Below are 20,088 nucleotides of genomic sequence, written 5' to 3'. Positions count from 1 at the left end.
CCCACCAGGCTACCGAGCACCCCGCTCGCTCCGTACCCCGATCAGAGACCCTTTCAGGTAATCGGGAGGAGCGGGCCGGGGTCAGAGGCCCGCGCAAGCCAGCGCCCGCTGGTAGGCCTCGACGCCGGCCTCCGTGTCGCCGATGTCCTCCAGGGTCTCCGCCGTCGCGTACCACGAGCGGGCCGACGCGTAGGAAGGCGGGACCGATTCGAGGGCCTCGCAGATCTTCCGCAGGTGTCTGCCGGCCTCGGCGGCCTCACCGCGCGCGCTGTGCGCCAGCCCCAGCAGCAGCTGCGTGGACGGCACGTGACTGACGCCCGTGTCGGTGAGGATCTCCTCGGCGGCGTGGCCGTGCTCCAGCGCCTTATCGACGTCACCGGTCACGAACAGGACCTGCGCCAGTTCGGTCAGCGCCAGCGCGCGGTCGATCACACTGGTGGGGCTCTCCTCCTGCACCTGCACGGCCTGGTTGAGGTGATCCAGCAGCGAGGCCGCGTCCTGGGGCCGCGCGCGGTGCTTGAGCTGGGCGTAGGCCGTGCGCATCCTGGCGAGCAGGCGGGGGTCGTCGGTCTCGGAGGTCAGCGCCAGGGCACGCTCGGCGAAGACTAGCGCCTCTTCGCGGTGACCGGTGTGGTCGGCCGTGAAGGCGGCGTTCCAGTTGGCCGCGGCCAGGGCGCGGGGGGTGCCCAGAGTCTCGGCGGCGTCGAGCAGTTCGGCGGCGAACTGCCGGGCGCGCAGGTGGTCCCCGCGCACGAGGTAGGCGGCCAGCAGGGTGGCGCCCAGCTCGACCAGCGGATCCGACCAGGCGGGCCGGTTCGGCCCGCAGAGGATCCGCTCGCCGATCTCGACCGCCTCGGTGAGCCGGTTGCTCTGCCGGTAGACCCTGCACAGGGCGATGGCGATCTCGATCTTGCGCTCGGCCGGGACGTCCTCGCCCTGCAGACGCTGCAGGATGGCGATCGCCTCGTCGCTGTCGCCGCACGCCTCCGTGGCGAGGGCCAGCCCGAATTCCGTGTCTTGACGGAGACTGGTCAGACCTGTCAAGTTGTTGTCAGCGAGCAGCTCCGCGAAGCGGTTGCGGGCCTCCGCGACCTCACCGTTCTCCAGTGCCATCCGGGCATAACCGAGGGAGAGTTCGATGTCCTCCATCTGCTCGGCCGTCACACCGTTGATCAGATAGGAGAGCGAACAGTCGAGTTTCTGAGCCAGCAGTTCGAGGACGGCGGGCGTGGGAGTGCGCTTGCCGCTCTCGATCAGGGAGACGTAGCTGTCGGACAGCTCGGGGTGCGCGAGCTGTGCCTGTGACAGGCCACGCTGACGCCGCACGGTCTTGATACGCAGTCCGACTAGATCAGATGTGGTCACGGTCGCCGCTCCCTGAAATGATAAGTTCCACGCAAGTCCCGCCAGACCCACGAGGGAGCTCCTCATGCGAACGCGCCTCACGATGTCCGCACTCGTCGCCTTGCTCGGGGCCGTCATGGCCGTTGCAGGCAATAGTACGGTCGCAAACGCGGAAACGTCTGCCCCAGATTCCGAGGCCGGCTTTTACACCAGTCTCTTCAACGACAGCTATTGCTGCTGAGCTGACAGGACGAGCGCGGCGACAAGGCCGCCATGCCAGAACAGCGCGCACCGCAGGGATCCCCTGCCCCGGCGAGCAGCGTAACCGCGCCCTCGTCGCCGCTGCTCGTCAGTGCTTCCGCGACCACCCGCACACGGCATCGTAGGCGGGGCATCTACATTTCCTCTAGACATCGCCCTGCCGGCCTGATCGGCCCTGCTCCCCACGCCGGTCCGGCCCGCGCCGCCGAGGTCCGCCCCACGGATGGGAGAGTCCGTTGGCCGAAGGCGTCACCGTCCGGCTCCTGGGACCGGTCACCGCCGTGCGCGGCGGCATGGAGATCGGTCTCGGCTCACCTCGCCGGCAGGCGCTGGCGGCCATCCTGGCCGCGTCGCCCGGGCAGGTCGTGCCGATCTCCCGCATCATCGACGGCATCTGGGGCGACGATCCGCCCCGGACGGCCGAGCAGAGCGTCTACACGTACGTGGCCGGGCTCCGGAACGCGCTGGAGCCGTCCCGCGGGCGGCGCGAGCCCTCGAAGGTCCTGACCGGGACCGCCGGCGGCTACCGGCTGCGGGTGTCCGAGGTGGACGCCATCGTCTTCACCGAGCGGCTGGACCGCGCGCGCCGGGCCATCATGCGCGGGGATCACGCGGCCGCCCTGCCCGACCTCGAGGAGGCCCTGGCCCTGTGGCGGGGGGAGCCGCTGCCCGGGGTGCCCGGGCCCTTCGCCGAGGGTGAGCGCGCCCGGCTCGGCGAGGCGCGGATCGCCGCCCACGAGTGCCGGGCCGAGGCGCTGCTCGGGCTCGACCGCCCGCAGGACGCGCTGACGCCGCTGCGGGCCCTGACCCACCACCATCCGCTGCGCGAGCGCCCGCGCGAGCTGCTGATGCAGGCGCTGCTGGGGTGCGGCAGGCGGGCCGAGGCCCTGGTGGTCTACGAGGAGAGCCGGCGGGTGCTCCGCGAGGAGCTGGGCGTGGAGCCCAGTGAGGCGCTGCGCCGTTCGCACCGTACGGCCCTGCAGTCCGGCGACCCGGGCGACGGGCGCTTCCCGCTGCCCCGCCAGCTGCCCAGGGACCTGGACGGGTTCGTCGGCAGGACCAAGGAGATCATCCGGCTCAAAGGGCTGCTGGCTCCGTGGGACGACGCCGAGCCGAACCCTCTCGTGGTCATCTCCGGGCCGCCGGGCGTGGGCAAGTCCGCGCTGGCTGTACGGATCGCCAACCTGGTCAAGGACCGCTACCCGGACGGCCAGCTGTACGTGAACCTGCGCGGGGCGACGGTCGGGCTGCCGGGTCTCGCCCCGCTGGAGGTGCTCGGCCGGTTCCTGCGCGCGTTCGGCGTGGACGGGGACGCGATCCCCGCCGACGTCGACGAGGCGGCGGCGCTGTGGCGCAGCACGCTGGCGGGCAGGCGGGCGCTGATCCTGCTCGACGACGCGGCCGGGCTCGGGCAGATCCTGCCGCTGCTGCCCGCCCCGCGCGGCACCGCCATCGTGGTGACCAGCCGCGAGACGCTGGCCGCCGGCGACGACTGCGTGCAGCTGCACCTGCCGCGGCTGTCGCTCTCCGAGTCCGTCACGGTGCTGGCCAGGCTGGCCGGGGCCGAGCGGATGGCGGCGCACCCGGAGGAGACGGCGGGCCTGGTGCGGCTCTGCGACGGCCTGCCGCTCGCGCTGCGCATCGCGGGCGCGCGCCTGGCCGACCGCCCGAACTGGAGCGTGGCGGCGCTGACCGGCAGGCTCCGCGACGAGCGCCGCAGGCTGCACGAGCTGGCATCGGGCGAGCTGGCGGTCCGGGCCAGCCTGGCCGCGAGCTGGAGCGCGCTCACCGGCAGCGCCGGCCCCGTCGACCGGACGGCCGCCCGCACGCTGAGCCTGCTCGGTCTGCTGCACCTGCACGACGTGACGGCGGAGGTCGCGGCGGCGCTGCTCGGCGCGCCGGCGGACGAGGCCGAGCGGGCGCTGGAGCGGCTGGCCGACGCGCACCTGCTGGAGCCGCTCGCCGATCCCGGCCGCTACCAGTTGCACGACCTGGTCCGGCTGTTCGCGGCCGAGATGGCGCCCGACGACGCCGCCGGGCCGCTCGCCCGGGCGCTGAGCTACTTCATCGCCTCGGCGCGGCTGGCCGTCACCACCATGGACCCGCACCGGGTGCAGGCCGAGGGCCCAGAGGTGACCTCGTCGGGGCCGCACCCGGTGCGCGGCCCCGACGAGGCGATCGCCTGGCTGGCCCGCGAGGAGACCAACCTGGTGGCCGCCGCCGGGCAGGCGATGGCGAGCCCCGACGCCGGGCTGGCCCGGCTCGGGGTGGCGCTGTGCTACTCGCTCTTCTGGTATCAGCAGTACGCGCACGAGCCCGTACCGCTGATCAAGCTGAACCGGAAGGCGCTGGAGGTGTGCGAGCGGCTGGGCGACCGGCTCGGCGTCTACCACGCGCACGGCCACCTCGCCTGCGGCCTCGCCTTCCAGGGAAGCGCGGAGAGCAGGACGCACCTGGAGGCGCAGCTCGTGCTGGCGAAGGAGCTGGGCGACCGGTTCAGCGAGCAGCGCACGCTGGGCAACCTGGCCAACTTCCTGGTCGAGCGGGGGCGGCCCGAGCAGGCGCTCGGCTTCGCGGGACGGCAGCTCGCGCTGGCCCGGCGGATCGGCGCGGAGGTGGGCGTGCGGTACGCGCTGATGATGACGGGGCGGGCCTGGCAGAAGCTCGGCCGCCTGGCGGAGGCGCGCGAGCATCTCGACAAGGCGCTCGCCGCCGCCCTGCGGATCGGGGACACCGGTCAGGAGATGAGCATGCGGATGATCCTCGGCGAGGTCTGCCTCGACGAGGGCGACCCGGCCGCGGCGGCGGACCACCTGGGGCGGGCACTGGCGGTGTGCCGCACCCACGGGAACCGGTTCGGCGAGCTGCAGTGTCTCGTCCACCTGTCCCGGGCGCACCGGAGCCTGGGCGACCCCGGCGCCTCCCTGCCGTACGTCGCCGAGGCGGTGCCGCTGGCGGGCGAGCTGGGGAACGCCGAGTGGCGGGGTGAGGCGGAGAAGGAGCAGCGGATCGTGCACGAGCTGGTCGGGGTTCCCGCCGTGCGGATGTGACGGCCGGTCTACTCCGCCTTCAGCGCCAGGAAGAGGTCGACCCGGTCGGCCATCGCGGACAGGTCCCTGCCGGTCAGCTCCTCCACCCTTTTGATGCGGTAGCGGACGGTGTTGACGTGCACGTGCATCCGCTCGGCGCAGGCGTTCCAGGAGCCGGCGCAGTCGAGGAAGGTGGCGAGTGTGCGCACCAGCTCCGACTGGTGGCGGGCGTCGTAGTCGAGCAGCGGGCCGAGCACGCGCCGGGCGTACGAGCGGCGCACATCGCCCGGGACGGTGGCCAGCAGCAGCGCGTGCGTGTAGATCTCGTCGGACGTCACCACCCCGCCGCCGCGCGCCTCGGCCAGCCGCCTGGCGTGCCCGGCCTCCTCCACGCCGCCGCGGAGCGCCGCCGCCCCGGTCAGCGCGCCGCTCAGCCCGAGACAGACCCGGACGTCCGGCGCCGCCGACAGCACTCCCGCCCCGGCCCGCAACCTGTCGGCCAGATCGGTCACGTCCAGCTCGCGCAACGGCACCACCGCCACCGCCCCGCCGCCGCCGGGCGCGGCGACGACCTCGCGTCCCAGCAGCTCCTCCAGCACCTGGCCCCCGAGCCCGCCCGCTTCCTCCCCGCCCGCGCCGGACGTGGGCTCGCGGTCCCCCGCCGCACCCGGCCGGGACGAGGCAGACGTACGGGGCGGTGTCCCCGCCGCACCGGACCCGTACGGGGCGGACATACGAGGTGGCGTCCCCGCCGCACCGGACCCGTACGGGGCGGACGTACGAGGTGGCGTCGCGGGATCGCGGTCCTCAACGGACGTACGAGGTGGCTTGGAGGAATCGTGGTCCTCGGGATCGCCGAAGGTCGGCGGGGTGGGGGTGACGGTGGCGGAAACGACCGCGTACGGCTCTGATGTGTCCAGGCCGCAGGTGCGGAAGCGGGCGTTGAGGTCGGCGGTGTCGGCGTCGGCGAGGGCGGCGGTCAGGAGGTGGGCGGCGAGGCGGCGTTCCACGCGCCGGCCCGCTTCGATGCGGCTGCGTTCGAGCGCGACGCAGGCCGCGAGTTCGTAGCCGAGGTCGGCGCGGTCGAGCAGGTCGCCGTCGCAGGCCAGGAGCCAGCCGCCGGCGCGGTGGCCGCGTCCGACGGTGAAGAGGGTGTGGTCGCCGGCGCGGCAGGGCAGCCGGGGAGCGGTGAGGTAGGCGCGGGCCAGGGCGGCGGGGTCGTCGGGGGTGCCGACGATCACCGTTCCGGCGGCGGAGAGGACGGCGCCGGTGACGCCCAGTTCGGCGGCGGTGAGGGCGAACAGCTCGGGCAGGTCGGCGCCCTCGGCGACGGCGGCGACGAGCCTGCGGTGGCGGCCCAGCTCGGCACGGGCGTCGCCGCGGAGGTGCGGCGTGACCCGTTCGGCGAGGGTGCGGAAGGAGACCTCGGTGGGGACCTCCAGGAGCGGCAGCCCGGCCTGTTCGCACGCCGCGACCAGGTCGGCGGGGATGTGGCCGAGCCAGGCCTGGCCCGCGCCGAGCGCCGCCACCCCGGCCTGGACCAGGGCGGAGACGAACCGGGCCGAGTCCTCGGGCCGCTGCCGCCAGAGCAGGCCGGTGAGCACCAGTTCGCCGCCCGACAGGTAGCGCCCGGGCTCCGGGAGGTCGGTGATGTGGACGGTGGAGAAGTCGCGATCCGGGTCGCCGGTGAGCAGCCGGAGCCGCGGCTCCCCTACCGACAAGAGATCACGTATCCGCATTTGTAGGAATATACAAGCTAGCCACTCGCCTGGCTTACCCCGATTTCACCTGCCACTCCTATCGGCCGTGCCCGTCCGATGCTCTACTCGAAGGATGACGGAGACGGCGAGTGCGCTGGACCAGGGCGTCGGCCGGAGCGCGCGGCGGCCGGACGCGGTGCTGAAGGTGACGGGCGAGTTCGCGTACGCCTCCGACCTGTGGCTGGAGGGCATGGTGTGGGGCGCGACGCTGCGCAGCCCGCACCCGTCGGCGTGGATCCGCTCCATCGACATAGGCCCGGCGCTGGCCATGCCGGGCGTGCGCGCGGTCCTGACGCACGAGGACGTGCCGGGCGAGAAGTTCTACGGGCTGGACCGCAAGGACCAGCCGGTGCTCGCCGTCGACCAGGTCCGCTACCAGGGCGAGCCGGTGGCGCTGGTGGCCGCCGACCATCCGGAGCTGGCGCGGCGGGCGGCGGACGCGATCGTGGTGGACTACGAGGTGCGCGAGGCTGTGACGGACCCGCGCCTGGCCACGGAGCTGGTCCGCTACCAGCCGGTCCGCAGGGGCGAGCGGTTCGAGGCCGACGTCGTGGTCACCGGCGAGTACGAGGTCGGCATGCAGGACCAGGCGTTCCTCGGCCCGGAGTCGGGGCTGGCGGTGCCGGCCGAGGACGGCGGCGTCGACCTCTACATCGCCACCCAGTGGCTGCACGTGGACCGCGACCAGCTCGCCCCCTGCCTGGGGCTGCGGCCGGAGCAGGTGCGGCTGACGCTGTCCGGGGTCGGGGGCGCGTTCGGCGCCCGCGAGGACCTGTCGATGCAGGTGCACGCCTGCATGCTGGCGCTGCGGCTGAACCGCCCCGTGAAGATCGTGTACGGGCGAGAAGAGTCGTTCTTCGGCCACGTGCACCGCCATCCGGCGCGGATGCGGTACGAGCACGGCGCCACCCGCGACGGCCGGCTCGTCTACGTCAAGGCCGAGATCCTGCTGGACGGCGGCGCCTACTGCTCCTCCTCCCCCGCCGTGGTGGGCAACGCCGCCTCGCTCGGGGTCGGCCCGTACGAGGTGCCGAACGTGCTGGTGGAGGCCACCGGCGTCTACACGAACAATCCGCCGTGCGGGGCGATGCGCGGGTTCGGCGCGGTGCAGGCGTGTTTCGCGTACGAGTCGCAGATGGACCTGCTGGCCGAGGCGTGCGGGCTGTCGCCGGTGGAGATCCGGGTGCGGAACGCGGTCTCGCAGGGCTCGGCGCTGATCACCGGGCAGGTGATCGACTCGCCCGCGCCGCTGGCCGGCATGCTGCGCGAGCTGGAGTCGTTCCCGCTGCCCCCGCCCGCCGAGGACGACCTGCGCGCGCGGCCGGGCGGCGTGTCGCAGACCACGCACGGCGAGTCGGTGCGGCGCGGCGTCGGGTACGGGGTCGGGATCAAGAACATCTGCTTCTCCGAGGGCTTCGACGACTACTCGACCGCCCGCGTCCGGGCCGAGCTGGTCAACGGCGAGCCGCACGTCACCGTGCACACCGCCGCCGCCGAGGTGGGCCAGGGGCTGGTCACCGTCCAGGCCCAGATCGCCCGGACCGAGCTGGGCGTGGAGCACGTGACGGTCGCGACGGCCGACACGTCGGTGGGGTCGGCGGGCTCGTCGTCGGCCTCGCGTCAGTCGTACGTGACAGGAGGGGCGGTGAAGGCGGCCTGCGAGGCCGTGCGGGAGCGGTTCGCGGGGCTGCCGGCGCGGGAGGCGCTGGAGAAGTTCGGGCCGATCGAGGAGACGCGCGAGTACCGGCACCGGCCCACGTTCCCGATGGACCCGGTCACCGGGCAGGGCGACTCGCACACCCAGCTCGCGCTCTGCGCGCACCGGGCGGTGGTGGACGTGGACGTGGAGCTGGGCCTGGTCAAGGTGGTCGAGCTGGCGGCGGTGCAGGACGTGGGCCGGATCCTGAACCCGCAGGCGCTGGAGGGCCAGATCCACGGCGGGTCGGCGCAGGGGCTCGGGCTGGCGCTGATGGAGGAGATCCAGGTCAGGGACGGCAGGGTGCTGAACCCGTCCTTCACCGACTACCTGATCCCCACCATCCTCGACATGCCGCCCATGACGCTGAAGATCCTGGAGAATCCGGACCCCGCCGCACCGTACGGGCTGCGCGGCGCGGGCGAGCCGCCGACGCTCTCCTCCACCCCCGCGATCGCGGCGGCGGTGCGCGCCGCGACCGGCCTGCGGTTGACGCGCGTTCCGATCAGCCCCGAAGATGTCGCCTTGGCCCACAACGGGCCTTGAGCGACTACGGGGAGGACCCATGGCGGACGCGCGCGAGGCGGCGAAGGCGGAGTTCCAGCGTTTCGACGCCGACGGCGACGGGCTGCTGACGGCCGACGAGATCAGGAAGGCCAACCTGGCCCTGGGCGGCCTGGGCGCCACGGAGGCGGAGATCGAGGCGTTCATCGCCGCCGCCGACCGCGACGGCGACGGGCGGATCACGCTGGACGAGTTCGCCGGGCTGGTCGGCGGCGGCAAGCACGAGAAGGCATGATCGCCTCCCTCGCCGGGTAGGCATCGGGCACTCCCCCGCGTCGTCGAAGGGGGAGGCCGGTGCTCGACAGGTTCTTCGAGCTGTCCGCGCGGGGCTCGACCGTCGGCCGTGAGGTACGTGGCGGCATCACCACGTTCATGGCCATGGCGTACATCATCCTGCTCAACCCGATCATCATCGGGGGCGCGCAGGACGTCACCGGCGCCAAGCTGACGATCGCGCAGCTCACCACGTCGACCGCGCTGGCCGCGGCGATCGCCACACTGCTCATGGGGCTCGTCGGCAACGCGCCGCTGGCGCTGGCGGCGGGCCTCGGGCTGAACGCGGTGGTCGCCTACCAGGCCGCCCCCCACATGACCTGGGCGCAGGCTATGGGCCTGGTCGTGCTGGAAGGCGCGGCCATCATCGTGCTGGCCGTGACCGGCCTGCGCACCCTGATCATGAACGCGATCCCGCTGGCGCTCAAACACGCCATCAGCGTCGGCATCGGGCTGTTCATCGCGCTGATCGGGCTGGTCGACTCCGGGTTCGTGACCCGCGGCTCAGGCACGCCGGTGCAGCTCGGCGCCACCGGGCATCTGACGGGGTGGCCGGTGGCGGTGTTCTGCTTCGGGCTGCTGCTGATGATCGCCCTGTACGCGCGGCGCACGCCGGCGGCGATCCTGCTCAGCATCGTGATCACCGCGGTCGTGGCGATCGTGGTGAACTCGGTGGCCACGATCGACCAGGCCGACTGGGGCGTCGTCGCGCCGAAGGTGCCCGAGTCGGTGGTGTCGGCGCCCGACTTCGGGCTGATCGGGCAGGTCGACGTGTTCGGCGGGTTCGCCACGGCGGGCGCACTCACCGCGACCGTGGTGCTGTTCACACTGGTGCTGTCGGGGTTCTTCGACGCGATGGGCACGATCATCGGCGTCAGCGACGAGGCCGGGCTCGTCGACGAGCAGGGACGGGTGCCGCGGCTGGGCCGGATCCTCACCGTGGACGGCGTGGCCGCCATGCTGGGCGGCGTGACGAGCTCGTCGGCGAACACGGTGTTCGTGGAGTCGGCGGCGGGCGTCGGCGAGGGCGCGCGGACCGGGCTGGCGAGCCTGGTCACCGGGGCGATCCTGGCGCTGTCGCTGCTGTTCACCCCGCTGGCGGCGGTGGTGCCCGCGGCGGCGGCCGCGCCCGCGCTGGTGCTGGTCGGGGCGCTGATGATGATGCAGAGCAGGAACATCCCGTGGCACGACCCGGATCTGGCCCTGCCCGCCTTCCTGACGATCGCGCTGATGCCGTTCACGTACTCGATCACCAACGGGGTGGGCGCCGGGCTGATCGCCTACACCCTGATCAAGGCGGCGCGGGGGAAGTTCGGCGAGGTCTCGTGGCTGCTGTGGGTGGTGTCGCTGGTGTTCCTGGCCTACTTCGCGATCGACTGGGTGGGCGGGTTCTTCGGCTAGCGCAGGTCGCCGGAGTTGCAGGCCACGCCGTTGCCGTCGAGGTCGGAGTACCAGGCGTACTCCTCGTGCGTCCCCTTGGTGTAGGGGCCGAACCCGGCGGCCGTGGCCTCCTCGCAACTGGCGAAGCGCTGGTCGGGGGTCCTGGTGTTCCCTGCCGGGTTGCGGGTTCCGGTGGAGTCGCCCGGGTTCGTACTGGTCGGATCACCCGTACCGGCCGGGTCGCCTGTGCCGGTGGGGTCGCCCGTACCGGCCGGGTCGCCTGTGCTGGTGGGGTCGCCCGTACCCGCGGGATCGCCTGTGTTCGCCGGGTCGCCCGTGCCGGCGGGATCGCCGGTGGAGGGCGCCGCCGCGTCGCCGAGCAGGCGGGTGGCCAGCTCCTCGGCCTCCTGCTGGGTCATCCCCGCGATGCTCAGGCTGTCGCCGTCCATGCTCTGGGTGACGATGGGCGCGGCCAGGACCGTCCGCGGCACCAGGATGACCGCGACCTGCCGCTGGTCGGGGACCTGCTCGTCGATGAGGTCGACGAGCTTCTGCTTGAACGCGGGAGCGACCGCGATGCGCACCGAGTACGTCCCGTCGCGCTCGCGGACCGCCTCGATGGTCTGCACGGAGTGGACCGTGACGCCGTCCTCCAGCAGGTAGCAGGTGGTCTGCTCGTCGTCGAGCGCCGCCTCCTCGCCGGGGCAGGGCGCGGGCTTGGTCTCGCGTACGGGGGCGAAGTGGATCGGCGTGGACAGCCGCTTCGGCGGGGTGCCGCCGAGGAGCGGGGCGTCGGGCGTCCTGGTCATCAGGACGGCGACGGTGGCGAGCACCCCCGCGATGATCACGATCAGGACGAGCGAGACGATGAGTATGGCGGTGGTGGCTCTGCTCGCTCTCGGCGGTCCGGGATCCGCTGCGGTAGGCGGTTCTTCCGGCTTGTCCATCGATCGACGTCCCCATCCTGACTACGGGCTTCGGTGAGCTTATCGGGGACCGGTGGATGCCGGGTAATCAGCCGAATATTTCTCGTTTCTGTGTTCAGAGGCGGAGAAGCGAGAAAGAATTACGGCGAATGCGCGCTTGCCCAGAAACAGGAGTAGGCCCATGAAGGTCGGTGTTCCGCGCGAGGTCAAAGACGGCGAATACCGGGTGGCGCTGACCCCCGCGGGCGCGCACGAACTCGTGCGCCACGGCCACCAGGTTCTCGTCGAACGGGGCGCGGGCGAAGGCTCGACGCTCCCCGACGCGGACTTCGCGGCGGCGGGCGCGACCGTGCTGCCGGACGCCGACGAGCTGTGGGCGGAGTCCGAGCTGGTGCTCAAGGTCAAGGAGCCGGCCCCGCAGGAGTACCACCGGCTGCGCAAGGGCCAGGTGCTCTTCGCGTACCTGCACCTCGCGGCCTCGCCGGAGTGCACGCTGGCGATGCTCGGCGCGGGCGTCACCGGCATCGCCTACGAGACCGTGCAGACGCCCGGCGGCCGGCTGCCGCTGCTCGCCCCCATGTCGGAGGTGGCGGGCCGGCTCGCCCCGCAGGTGGGCGCCTACCACCTGATGCGCTCGCAGGGCGGCCGGGGCGTGCTGATGGGCGGCGTGCCCGGCGTGCGGGCCGCGAACGTGGTGGTGATCGGCGCGGGCGTGTCGGGCATGAACGCGGCCGCGATCGCCGTGGGCATGCAGGCCGAGGTGATGCTGATCGACAAGAACATCGACAAGCTGCGCCAGGCCGACCTCATCTACCAGGGGCACTGCCAGACGGTGGCGTCCAACACGCTGGAGATCGAACGGGCGGTGCTGGAGGCCGACCTGGTGATCGGCGCCGTGCTGGTGCCCGGGGCGAGGGCGCCCGAGCTGGTGCCCGACGACCTGGTGGCGCGGATGAAGCCGGGCTCGGTGCTGGTGGACATCTCCATCGACCAGGGCGGCTGCTTCGCGGGCTCGCGCCCCACCACGCACGCCGACCCGACCTACCAGGTGCACGGGTCGATCTTCTACTGCGTGTCCAACATGCCGGGCGCGGTCCCGCACACCTCCACGTTCGCGCTCACCAACGTGACGCTCCCGTACGTGCTGGAGATCGCGGACCTCGGCTGGCGCCGGGCGCTGCGCGAGGACCCGGCGCTGGCGTTCGGCCTGAGCACCCACGAGGGCCACCTGACCAGCCGCCCGGTCGCCGAGGCGCACGGCCTGGAGTGGACGCCCACCCGGGAGATCCTCGCCTAGCCTTCTTCGAGGACCGCCTTCAAGTGCTGGTTGCGCCGGACGATCAGAGCCGTCAGGTAGCGCCGCAGCACCGCCTTCTCGGCGATCCGGCCCAGCACGCCCAGCGGCGCCGCGAACTCCACCACGTCCCGCATGACCGTGCCCCCGTCGCCGTCGTCCTCGAACCGGTGCTCGTGCCACCAGCGCCGGAACGGTCCCGCCACCTGCTCGTCCACGAAGCGCGCGGGGGCGTCGCAGGCGCTGATCACCGACGTCATCCGCCAGGTGACGCCGAAATGCCGCGCCCGCCACGTGACCTCGTCGCCGGGGCCCATCCGTCCCGACGTCACCCCGCCCACCGCGCGCTCTCCCGACGCGCTCATGGACGCCACATGGACGTCCACGGACAGCGACTCCTCGAAGACCCTCCGGGGCTCCGCCCGGACCGCCGTCACCACCTCGATCCGAACCACCCCGCACATCCTCCTTCGGCGAGATCACGCGCTTACCGTCGGAGGTCGCCCTGGTGGGTGCGCTCCGCGGCAGGGTCCATCCCCCGGCACACGCGAAAGGCCCGGCGCCGGGCCGGGCCTTTCGATCACGTCGTCACTGCTGGGACTCGGTCGGCTGTGGGCTGATCGAGTCCATCGGGGTGTCGCCCTGCGTCGTGGGCTCCGGCGGGAGGGGGGCCTGGTCGGCGGTGGTGACGATGGCGTGCTCGCCGCCGCAGGTGGCGCCCGGCTCAGGCGTGTCGGGGCCGTTCTGGTAGCGCTTGATGAACGCGGGCAGCCTCGGGTCGTCGGGGCTGTCGAGCTTGAGCTGGTTGTTCCAGGTGGTGGCCACGATCGGCGCCGGCAGGCCCTCGAACGGGCTGACCAGCATGTAGTCGCGCTGGCCGGTGGTCGAGGCCACGTCCCTCAGCTTCTCAAGCTGGTCGGCGGGCAGGTCGGGCCGGTAGGTGATCCAGACCGCGCCGTGCTCCAGCGAGTGGACGGCGTGCTCATTGTGGATGGGTTTGTCGTAGATGTCGCACTGCTGCCAGTAGTTGTTGTGCTCCCCGCCCATCGGCGGGGTCTCCTTGTACGCGACCTTGTCCCACACGTGCTGGCCACCGTCGTAGCTGGCGGTCACGACCTCGTCCATCGACGTCTCACGTGCCTGTTTGACCAGATAGAAGCCCACCAAGCCGACGAGAAGGACGATGACGAGCCCGCCTGTCCCCCACATCAGGAGTGCGGTGCGGCGTTCTTTGCGCCTCTGCTCGGCTCGCATCCTCTGCAGATGCTCCCGCCGTGCCTGCGCCTTCTCCTTCGTCATCGTTCCTCCATGGGCGTCTCAACACGGGTCACCTTATGCCCTTCGGGCGTATGCGGTGAATAAGCATCCGATCACGAACTCCCGCGGTTTCACGGGTACGCTGGACGGGCCATGGAAAAGCCTGTTCGCAAACCGCTGTTCGCCATCGTCGCCGCGATCGTGCTCGGCGCCGCGGCCGTCCTGTTCCTCTTCGGCGGCCGGGGCACGCCCGGCGACACCTCCGCCGAGGCCGGTTTCGCCCGTGACATGGCGACGCATCACGCGCAGGCCGTGGAGATGTCGTTCATCATCCGGGACAAGAGCCAGTCCAGGGAGATCAGATCCCTGGCGTTCGACATCATCAACACCCAGGCCAACCAGCGGGGCATGTTCCTCGGCTGGCTGCAGCAGTGGGGCGTCTCGCAGGCGACGGACCTGCCGGAGATGGCGTGGATGAGCGGCCACGCGCACGCCTCCGCCGCCAACTGGAAGCCGGGAGACCCGATGCCGGGCATGGCCACCCGCGAGGAGCTGGCCAAGCTGCGCGAGCTGGAGGGCACCGAGGCCGAGGTGCTGTTCCTGCAGCTGATGATCCGCCACCACGAGGGCGGGGTGGAGATGTCCGAGGGCGTGATCCGGATGTCGAACCGGGACGAGGTGGTCAGCCTGGCCCGCAAGATGGTCACCGGGCAGAAGGGCGAGATCGACCTCATGAACAAGATGCTCAAGCACCGCAACGCCGAGCCCTTCCCGTCGATCCTCAGGTCCTAGAAGGCCGGCGAAACCCCACCACCCCTGTGTGTCCGACAGGTCGTGCGGGGTGCTGGAGAAAATGGGTGGGTGGGGCGCCCTCGAAAGACCCTCCCTGGGCTTCCGAAGGTCATGAGGGCGCCGAGGGAGATCGAGCGGGGCCCCGGGAACTCCACGGCCTCCTGGGCAGGTATCGGGAAACGGCCCACGCGCGCCGTCGCCCGCGGGCCGGTGTCCTGGTCGGGTCGGGGGAGGTGGGTGGTGAGCGTGGACGCGGTCGTGGTGGGGTCCGGGCCGAACGGGCTGGTGGCGGCGGTCAGGCTGGCCGAGGCCGGGCGGCGGGTGCTGCTGCTGGAGGCGGCCGAGTCGTTCGGCGGCGGGCTGCGGTCGGCGGAGCTGACGTTGCCGGGGCGGGTCCACGACATGGGCGCGACCGTGATGGCGATGGCGCTGGCCTCCCCCGCCATGCGCGACCTGGAGCTGAAGGGCGTGGAGTACGCCCATCCGCCGCTGCCCGCCGCCCACCCGCTGGACGATCGCCCGGCGGTGCTCGTGCATCGGGACGCGGACCGTACCGCGGAAGGGCTGGGACGTGACGCGGCGGTGTGGCGGGCGACGGCGGGGGCGGCGGCGCGGGCCGGGTTCCCGCTCATCGACCTGCTGCTGAAGCCGCTGGGGCCGTGGAAGGCACGGCCGAAGGCGTTCGCGGCGGCGGCCCGGTTCGGCGCGGCGGCGGCGCTGCCCGCGACGACGCTGGGCAGGCTCGCGTTCCGCACCGCGGAGGGGCGGGCGCTGCTGGCGGGGATGGCCGCGCACTCGCTGCTCGACCTGCGGGCGCCGATCACGAGCGGGTACGGGCTCATGCTGGCGGCCACGGCTCACCTGGTCGGCTGGCCGGTGGTGCGGGGCGGCTCCCAGCGGCTGGCCGACGCCCTGGTGGCGCGGCTGCGGGAGCTGGGCGGCGAGGCGGTGACCGGTCATCGGGTGCGGCGGCTGGACGAGCTGGACGCCGGGACGGTGGTGCTGGACGTGTCACCGCGGGAGTTCGCGCGGATGGCCGACCTGCCGCCCGGCTACCGCGACCGGTTGCTCCGGTTCCGTCACGGTCCGGGGGTGTTCAAGCTGGACTGGGCGCTGGACGGGCCGGTGCCGTGGCGGGACCCCGCGGTGGCGGGGGCGGGCACCGTCCACCTGGGCGGCACGCTGGAGGAGATCGCGCTGAGCGAGGCGGAGACGGCCGCCGGCCGCCACTCCCCCAGGCCGTACGTGCTGCTGGTGCAGCCGTACGCGGCCGACCCGACGCGGGGCGGGCACACCCTGTGGGCCTACTGCCACGTCCCCAACGGCTCCGCCGCCGACATGACGGGCCCGATCGAGGCGCAGATCGAGCGGTACGCGCCGGGCTTCCGCGAGCGGGTGCTGGCCCGGCACGCGATGGGCCCGGCCGAGCTGGAGGCGGCCAACCCCAACCTGGTGGGCGGCGACATCGGCGGCGGGCTGGCCAGCCTGGCCCAGTTCGTGAAGCGGCCGGTCTGGTCGCCCGCGCCGTGGCGCACCCCGCTGCCGGGGGTGTTCCTCTGCTCGTCGTCGACGCCGCCGGGGCCGGGCGTGCACGGGATGGGCGGCTGGCAGGCGGCCCGTCTCGCGCTCGCCCGCTGACCGGTGCCCGCGGCCCCGGGGCCGGCACGCGGGTCACGCCGGCGCCGGGGGCCGGGGCGAGGGTCACGTCGGCCCCGGGGCCGGGGCGAGGGTCAGGTGGCGGCCAGCTCCTCGGCGAGGGCGGTGGCGAAGGCGTCGACGTCCTCCTCGGTGGTGTCCCAGGCGCACATCCAGCGCACCTCGCCGGCGGCCTCGTCCCAGGTGTAGAAGCGGAAGCGCTTCTGCAGCCGGGCGGTGACGTCCCGGGGCAGTCTCGCGAAGACGGCGTTGGCCTCGACGGGGCGCGGCACCTCGACGCCGGGCAGCTCCCGCACCGCCGCGGCGAGCCGCCGGCCCATCGCGTTGGCGCGCCGGGCGTTGCGCAGCCACAGGTCGCCCCCGAGCAGCGCCTCGAACTGCGCCGACACGAACCGCATCTTGGACGACAGCTGCATGAACGTCTTGCGGATGTAGTCGACGCCGGTGGCCGCCTCGGGATTGAGCACCACGACCGCTTCCCCGTACAGCAGCCCGATCTTCGTGCCGCCGAACGAGAGCACGTCCACGCCGGCGTCGGTGGTGAGCGCCCGCAGCGGCACGTCCAGCGCGGCGGCGGCGTTGGTGAGGCGGGAGCCGTCGAGGTGGACGAGGAGGCCGAGGTCGTGCGCGTGCGCGCAGACCGCGGCGATCTCGTCGGGGGTGTAGACGGTGCCGAGCTCGGTGGTGTTGGAGATGGACACCACCTTGGGCTGGGCGCGGTGCACGTCGCCGAACCCCCACGCCTGCCGGTCGATCAGCTCGGGGGTGAGCTTGCCGTCGGGCGTGGGGACGGTGAGCAGCTTGATGCCGCCGGCGACCTCGGGGGCGCCGCCCTCGTCGGTGTTGATGTGGGCGGTCTCGGCGCAGACGACCGCCTCCCAGTGGGCGGTCATCGCGCGCAGCGAGACGACGTTGGCGGCGGTGCCGTTGAAGACCGGCCAGGCCCGCGCCCGCTCGCCGAAGTGGCGCCGGAACACGTCCTGCAGCGCCTCGGTGTAGACGTCGTCGCCGTAGGCGGCCTGGTGGCCGCCGTTGGCGTCGGCGATGGCCTGGAGGATCTCGGGGTGCACGCCGGCGTAGTTGTCGCTGGCGAAGCCCTTGAGCCGGGGGTCGTGCCGGACGGTCACGTGGTGAGGTCCAATCTGGTGCCGTTGAGCTGGTCGGCGGGCTGGTCGTAGAGGCGGCCGATCGCCTCGGCGAGGTCCCGCACGTCGGTGAAGCCGGGGAACTTCGCGTCGGGCTTGGCCGCCCGCATGGCGTCGTTGACCAGGGCCTTGACGACGAGGATGACGGCCGCGGACGAGGTGTCCTTGAGCGCGTCCGCCAGGGAGAGCGTCCACGCCTCGGCGGCGGCCTTGGCGGCGGCGTAGGGGGCGCCGCCGGCGGTGGGGTGCTCGGCCGCCTTGGCGGAGACGATCACGAACCGGCCGTTCTCGCTCCTGCGCAGCAGCGGCTCGAAGGCCAGCGAGACGTGCTGGAGCGTACGGACGAGCAGGTCGTGCAGGACGTCCCAGTCGGCGAGATCGGTCTCGGCGAAGGAGGGCGCGCCCCGCCAGCCGCCGACCAGGTGGATCACGCCGTCGACGCGGCCGTGCTCGGACTCGATCCGGGCGGCCAGGTCGCGGACGGCGTCGCGGTCGAGCAGGTCGACGTGCTCCTTGTCGACGCCGATCACGGTGTGGCCCTGCTTGGCGAAGTGCTCCGTCACCGCGGTGCCCGTGGGGCCGGCGGCGCCCGTCACCAGAATGATCATGCCCTGATCCCCCTCGTCGACTCGACCACGTCGGCCAGCTTACGGCGCAGCGCCTCGTAGAACATGCTCAGGGGGAACTCGTCGGGCAGCACCGCGTCCACCTTGGCCTTCCGCTCCGCGGGCAGCGCGTCGGCCCCCTTGGCCCAGACGGAGGCCGGGTCGGCGGGGACGTAGGCGCTGACCAGCTCGTGCGCCGCCAGCCAGTGCGCGACCTTGGAACGGTCGATGCTGTCGCGGTAGAGCTTGTCGACCTCGCCGCGCAGGTCGGCCACGCCGCCGGCGACCCGGTCCCAGTCGATGGACAGGCGGTTGTCGGTCCACCGCACGATGTCGTTGCGGTGCAGGTAGGCGAAGAGCAGCTGGCCGCCGAGCCCGTCGTAGTTGCGCACCCGGGGGCCGGTGATCGGGAACCGGAACAGCCGGTCGAACAGGATCGCGTGCTGGACGAGCCGGGCGTGCGGCACGCCCCGCCGTTCCAGCTTGACGGCCTCGCCGTAGGCGGTCAGGTCGCAGCGCAGCTCCTCCAGCGCGTACAGCCAGTACGGCATCCGCTGCTTGATCATGAAGGGGTCGAACGGCAGGTCGCCGTGGCTGTGCGTGCGGTCGTGCACGAGGTCCCAGAGCACGAACGTGTCCTGGGCGAGCCGCTGCGAGGCGAGCAGGCGGGCGGCGTCCGGCGGCAGGTCGAGCTTGAGCGTGTCGACGGCGGCCCTGGACACCCGGCGGAACCGGGCGGCCTCGCGGTCGGCGAAGATGCCGCCCCAGGTGAAGCGGGCCGGGGCCTGGCTGACGCTGACCGTCTCGGGGAAGAGCACGGCCGAGTGGGTGTCGTAGCCGGAGGTGAAGTCCTCGAACGCGATCGGCACGAACATCGGGTTGTCGTAGCCGCCCGCCTCCAGCTCGGCCAGCCAGTCCGGCCAGATGGTGCGGATCCAGACCGCTTCCAGGTTGCGGTCCGGGTTGCCGTTCTGGGTGTACATGGGGAACACGACGAGGTGTTCCAGGCCGTCGATCCGCTGGGTGTCGGGGTGGAAGCGGTCGAGCGAGCGGAGGAAGTCGGGCACGCCGAGGTCCTGCGCGGCCCACTGGGCGAGGTCGTCCTGGACGGCCTGGAGGTACGCGGCGTCGTGCGGGAAGTGCGGGGCCAGCTCGCCCACCTTGGCGGCGACGGCGGCGACCAGCTCCTTGGCCCTGCCCTTGTCCTCCGGCACCGAGCCGTCCTTGACCTGGAGCGGGCGCAGCTCCTCCACCAGGGCCTTCAGCTCGCCGAACAGCGCGGCCTTGGGGCCGGAGCCGGCGACCGCGGCGGGCTCGTCCGCCGGTACGCGGGCGGCCCAGGTGACGACGTTCCCCCAGAGCCCGCGGTGGTCGTAGTCGTCGATGGAGTCGTCGCCGAACAGGTCGGAGTCGGCGAACACCACGACCCTGCCCTTCCCGTACGGGAGCGCGACGGCCAGCGGCGCGCCCGCGGGGTCGGCGTCGGGAGAGGTGGCGAACAGGACGGTGGCGTTCTCGGCGGACAGCACGCCGGCGCGGTAGAAGCAGGCGGCCTTGACTCCGGCGAGCAGGCCGTCCCCGGTGGCGGGCGGGGCGACGACCCAGGAGGCGACGCCGCCGTGCGCGTTGCGGGGGTCGCGGACGGTGGTGTGCTCGACGGTGACGCCGAAGCGGGACAGCAGCTCGGCCAGGTTGTTGCCGTACTTGTCCTGCTCCTCCTCGGCCAGCACGACCAGGCCGCCGCCCTCGGCGACGAAGGCGGTCACGGCGTCCAGCTCCCCGGGGGTGAACACGGGGCTGCCCCGGCCGGTGGTGCGCTCCCAGCGTTCGCCCGCCGGGTGGGCGATGACCAGCACGTCGTGGTCTTGGAGCGTTCCCGCGTCGAGCGGGCCCTCGGTGTGAGAGGTGACCGTGTGGCCCAGGTGGCGCAGCAGCGCGGCGGCGCGGGCGTAGCTGGAGTCGTCGGGGTGGGCGGGGTTCACGGCTTCGGCGATCTCGCGCCGGATGGTCCAGGACTCGCTGTGGGCCTCGTCGAACAGCACTCTGGGGAACGCGTGCATGAAATTTCTCCTGTTGCTACCGCCGTATGACGAAAAATATACACAT

The 20,088-nt window shown here is 72.7% G+C and carries 15 protein-coding genes; 7 read left to right on the top strand and 8 right to left on the bottom strand.

The features are described from left to right. Positions 1 to 81: 81 nt before the first annotated feature. A complete protein-coding gene (locus tag AB0J42_RS27710) occupies positions 82 to 1,365 on the bottom strand; it encodes a helix-turn-helix transcriptional regulator (protein WP_364299393.1) in 1,284 nt (427 codons plus the stop codon). A gap of 476 nt (positions 1,366 to 1,841) precedes the next feature. Here AB0J42_RS27710 and AB0J42_RS27705 point away from each other — a divergent pair, with 476 nt between their 5' ends. After that, the gene (locus AB0J42_RS27705; protein ID WP_364299391.1) at positions 1,842 to 4,655 is read left to right on the top strand and encodes a BTAD domain-containing putative transcriptional regulator; all 2,814 of its coding nucleotides are present in this window, start codon (positions 1,842 to 1,844) and stop codon (positions 4,653 to 4,655) included. A gap of 8 nt (positions 4,656 to 4,663) precedes the next feature. Here the strand turns inward: AB0J42_RS27705 and AB0J42_RS27700 are convergent, their stop codons facing one another. Continuing rightward, a complete protein-coding gene (locus tag AB0J42_RS27700) occupies positions 4,664 to 6,373 on the bottom strand; it encodes a helix-turn-helix domain-containing protein (protein ID WP_364299389.1) in 1,710 nt (569 codons plus the stop codon). A 94-nt stretch (positions 6,374 to 6,467) separates the two neighbouring features. Between AB0J42_RS27700 and AB0J42_RS27695 the strand changes: the two genes are divergently transcribed. The 3 genes from AB0J42_RS27695 to AB0J42_RS27685 are packed head-to-tail and all read left to right on the top strand — an operon-like array spanning position 6,468 to position 10,328. Next, positions 6,468 to 8,636 (top strand): molybdopterin cofactor-binding domain-containing protein, encoded by a 2,169-nt coding sequence (locus AB0J42_RS27695; protein ID WP_364299387.1) that lies wholly within the window; start codon positions 6,468 to 6,470, stop codon positions 8,634 to 8,636. Positions 8,637 to 8,655: 19 nt separating this feature from the next. Beyond that, positions 8,656 to 8,889, top strand: coding sequence for an EF-hand domain-containing protein (locus tag AB0J42_RS27690; protein ID WP_364299386.1), 234 nt, complete (start codon positions 8,656 to 8,658; stop codon positions 8,887 to 8,889). Between the two features lie 59 nt (positions 8,890 to 8,948). Next, positions 8,949 to 10,328: an NCS2 family permease gene (locus tag AB0J42_RS27685; RefSeq protein WP_364299384.1), complete on the top strand. Its 1,380-nt coding sequence runs from the start codon at positions 8,949 to 8,951 to the stop codon at positions 10,326 to 10,328. Here the strand turns inward: AB0J42_RS27685 and AB0J42_RS27680 are convergent. Then, positions 10,325 to 11,254: an excalibur calcium-binding domain-containing protein gene (locus AB0J42_RS27680; RefSeq protein ID WP_364299382.1), complete on the bottom strand. Its 930-nt coding sequence runs from the start codon at positions 11,252 to 11,254 to the stop codon at positions 10,325 to 10,327. The genes AB0J42_RS27685 and AB0J42_RS27680 overlap by 4 nt on opposite strands. 160 nt (positions 11,255 to 11,414) lie before the next feature. On the opposite strand from AB0J42_RS27680, the gene ald reads away from it, so the two are divergent. Next, positions 11,415 to 12,530 carry an alanine dehydrogenase gene (gene ald, locus AB0J42_RS27675; protein WP_364299380.1) on the top strand — a complete coding sequence of 372 codons (1,116 nt, stop codon included), beginning with the start codon at positions 11,415 to 11,417 and terminating at the stop codon, positions 12,528 to 12,530. Here ald and AB0J42_RS27670 read toward each other — a convergent pair. Next, positions 12,527 to 12,982, bottom strand: coding sequence for an SRPBCC family protein (locus AB0J42_RS27670; RefSeq protein WP_364299378.1), 456 nt, complete (start codon positions 12,980 to 12,982; stop codon positions 12,527 to 12,529). The genes ald and AB0J42_RS27670 overlap by 4 nt on opposite strands. Positions 12,983 to 13,115: 133 nt before the next feature. Continuing rightward, the gene (locus AB0J42_RS27665; RefSeq protein WP_364299376.1) at positions 13,116 to 13,826 is read right to left on the bottom strand and encodes a DUF3105 domain-containing protein; all 711 of its coding nucleotides are present in this window, start codon (positions 13,824 to 13,826) and stop codon (positions 13,116 to 13,118) included. A gap of 111 nt (positions 13,827 to 13,937) precedes the next feature. Here AB0J42_RS27665 and AB0J42_RS27660 point away from each other — a divergent pair, with 111 nt between their 5' ends. Continuing rightward, the gene (locus tag AB0J42_RS27660; protein ID WP_364299374.1) at positions 13,938 to 14,576 is read left to right on the top strand and encodes a DUF305 domain-containing protein; all 639 of its coding nucleotides are present in this window, start codon (positions 13,938 to 13,940) and stop codon (positions 14,574 to 14,576) included. A 240-nt stretch (positions 14,577 to 14,816) separates the two neighbouring features. Next, complete coding sequence (locus AB0J42_RS27655) at positions 14,817 to 16,214, top strand: NAD(P)/FAD-dependent oxidoreductase (protein ID WP_364299372.1); 1,398 nt, start codon at positions 14,817 to 14,819, stop codon at positions 16,212 to 16,214. 92 nt (positions 16,215 to 16,306) lie between these two features. Here AB0J42_RS27655 and AB0J42_RS27650 read toward each other — a convergent pair whose 3' ends face one another. The 3 genes from AB0J42_RS27650 to AB0J42_RS27640 are packed head-to-tail and all read right to left on the bottom strand — an operon-like array spanning position 16,307 to position 20,042. After that, a complete protein-coding gene (locus tag AB0J42_RS27650) occupies positions 16,307 to 17,359 on the bottom strand; it encodes a low specificity L-threonine aldolase (RefSeq protein ID WP_364299371.1) in 1,053 nt (350 codons plus the stop codon). Continuing rightward, positions 17,356 to 17,985 carry an SDR family NAD(P)-dependent oxidoreductase gene (locus tag AB0J42_RS27645; RefSeq protein ID WP_364299369.1) on the bottom strand — a complete coding sequence of 210 codons (630 nt, stop codon included), beginning with the start codon at positions 17,983 to 17,985 and terminating at the stop codon, positions 17,356 to 17,358. The genes AB0J42_RS27650 and AB0J42_RS27645 overlap by 4 nt, the downstream gene beginning before the upstream one ends. After that, positions 17,982 to 20,042, bottom strand: coding sequence for a DUF6421 family protein (locus AB0J42_RS27640; protein WP_364299367.1), 2,061 nt, complete (start codon positions 20,040 to 20,042; stop codon positions 17,982 to 17,984). Before AB0J42_RS27640 ends, AB0J42_RS27645 begins: the two co-directional genes overlap by 4 nt. Positions 20,043 to 20,088 lie beyond the last annotated feature (46 nt).

Origin of the sequence: Nonomuraea sp. NPDC049649 (assembly GCF_040675175.1) — a bacterium.
Classification (GTDB): domain Bacteria; phylum Actinomycetota; class Actinomycetes; order Streptosporangiales; family Streptosporangiaceae; genus Nonomuraea.
This window is presented reverse-complemented; position numbering and strand designations above follow the sequence as displayed.

Bases quoted from the DNA above. Each gene is read 5' to 3' on its own strand.
- AB0J42_RS27700 (WP_364299389.1), bottom strand. From the start codon at position 6,373: ATGCGGATACGTGATCTCTTGTCGGTAGGGGAGCCGCGGCTCCGGCTG.
- AB0J42_RS27695 (WP_364299387.1), top strand. From the start codon at position 6,468: ATGACGGAGACGGCGAGTGCGCTGGACCAGGGCGTCGGCCGGAGCGCG.
- AB0J42_RS27690 (WP_364299386.1), top strand. From the start codon at position 8,656: ATGGCGGACGCGCGCGAGGCGGCGAAGGCGGAGTTCCAGCGTTTCGAC.
- AB0J42_RS27680 (WP_364299382.1), bottom strand. From the start codon at position 11,254: ATGGACAAGCCGGAAGAACCGCCTACCGCAGCGGATCCCGGACCGCCG.
- ald (WP_364299380.1), top strand. From the start codon at position 11,415: ATGAAGGTCGGTGTTCCGCGCGAGGTCAAAGACGGCGAATACCGGGTG.
- AB0J42_RS27665 (WP_364299376.1), bottom strand. From the start codon at position 13,826: ATGACGAAGGAGAAGGCGCAGGCACGGCGGGAGCATCTGCAGAGGATG.
- AB0J42_RS27660 (WP_364299374.1), top strand. From the start codon at position 13,938: ATGGAAAAGCCTGTTCGCAAACCGCTGTTCGCCATCGTCGCCGCGATC.
- AB0J42_RS27645 (WP_364299369.1), bottom strand. From the start codon at position 17,985: ATGATCATTCTGGTGACGGGCGCCGCCGGCCCCACGGGCACCGCGGTG.
- AB0J42_RS27640 (WP_364299367.1), bottom strand. From the start codon at position 20,042: ATGCACGCGTTCCCCAGAGTGCTGTTCGACGAGGCCCACAGCGAGTCC.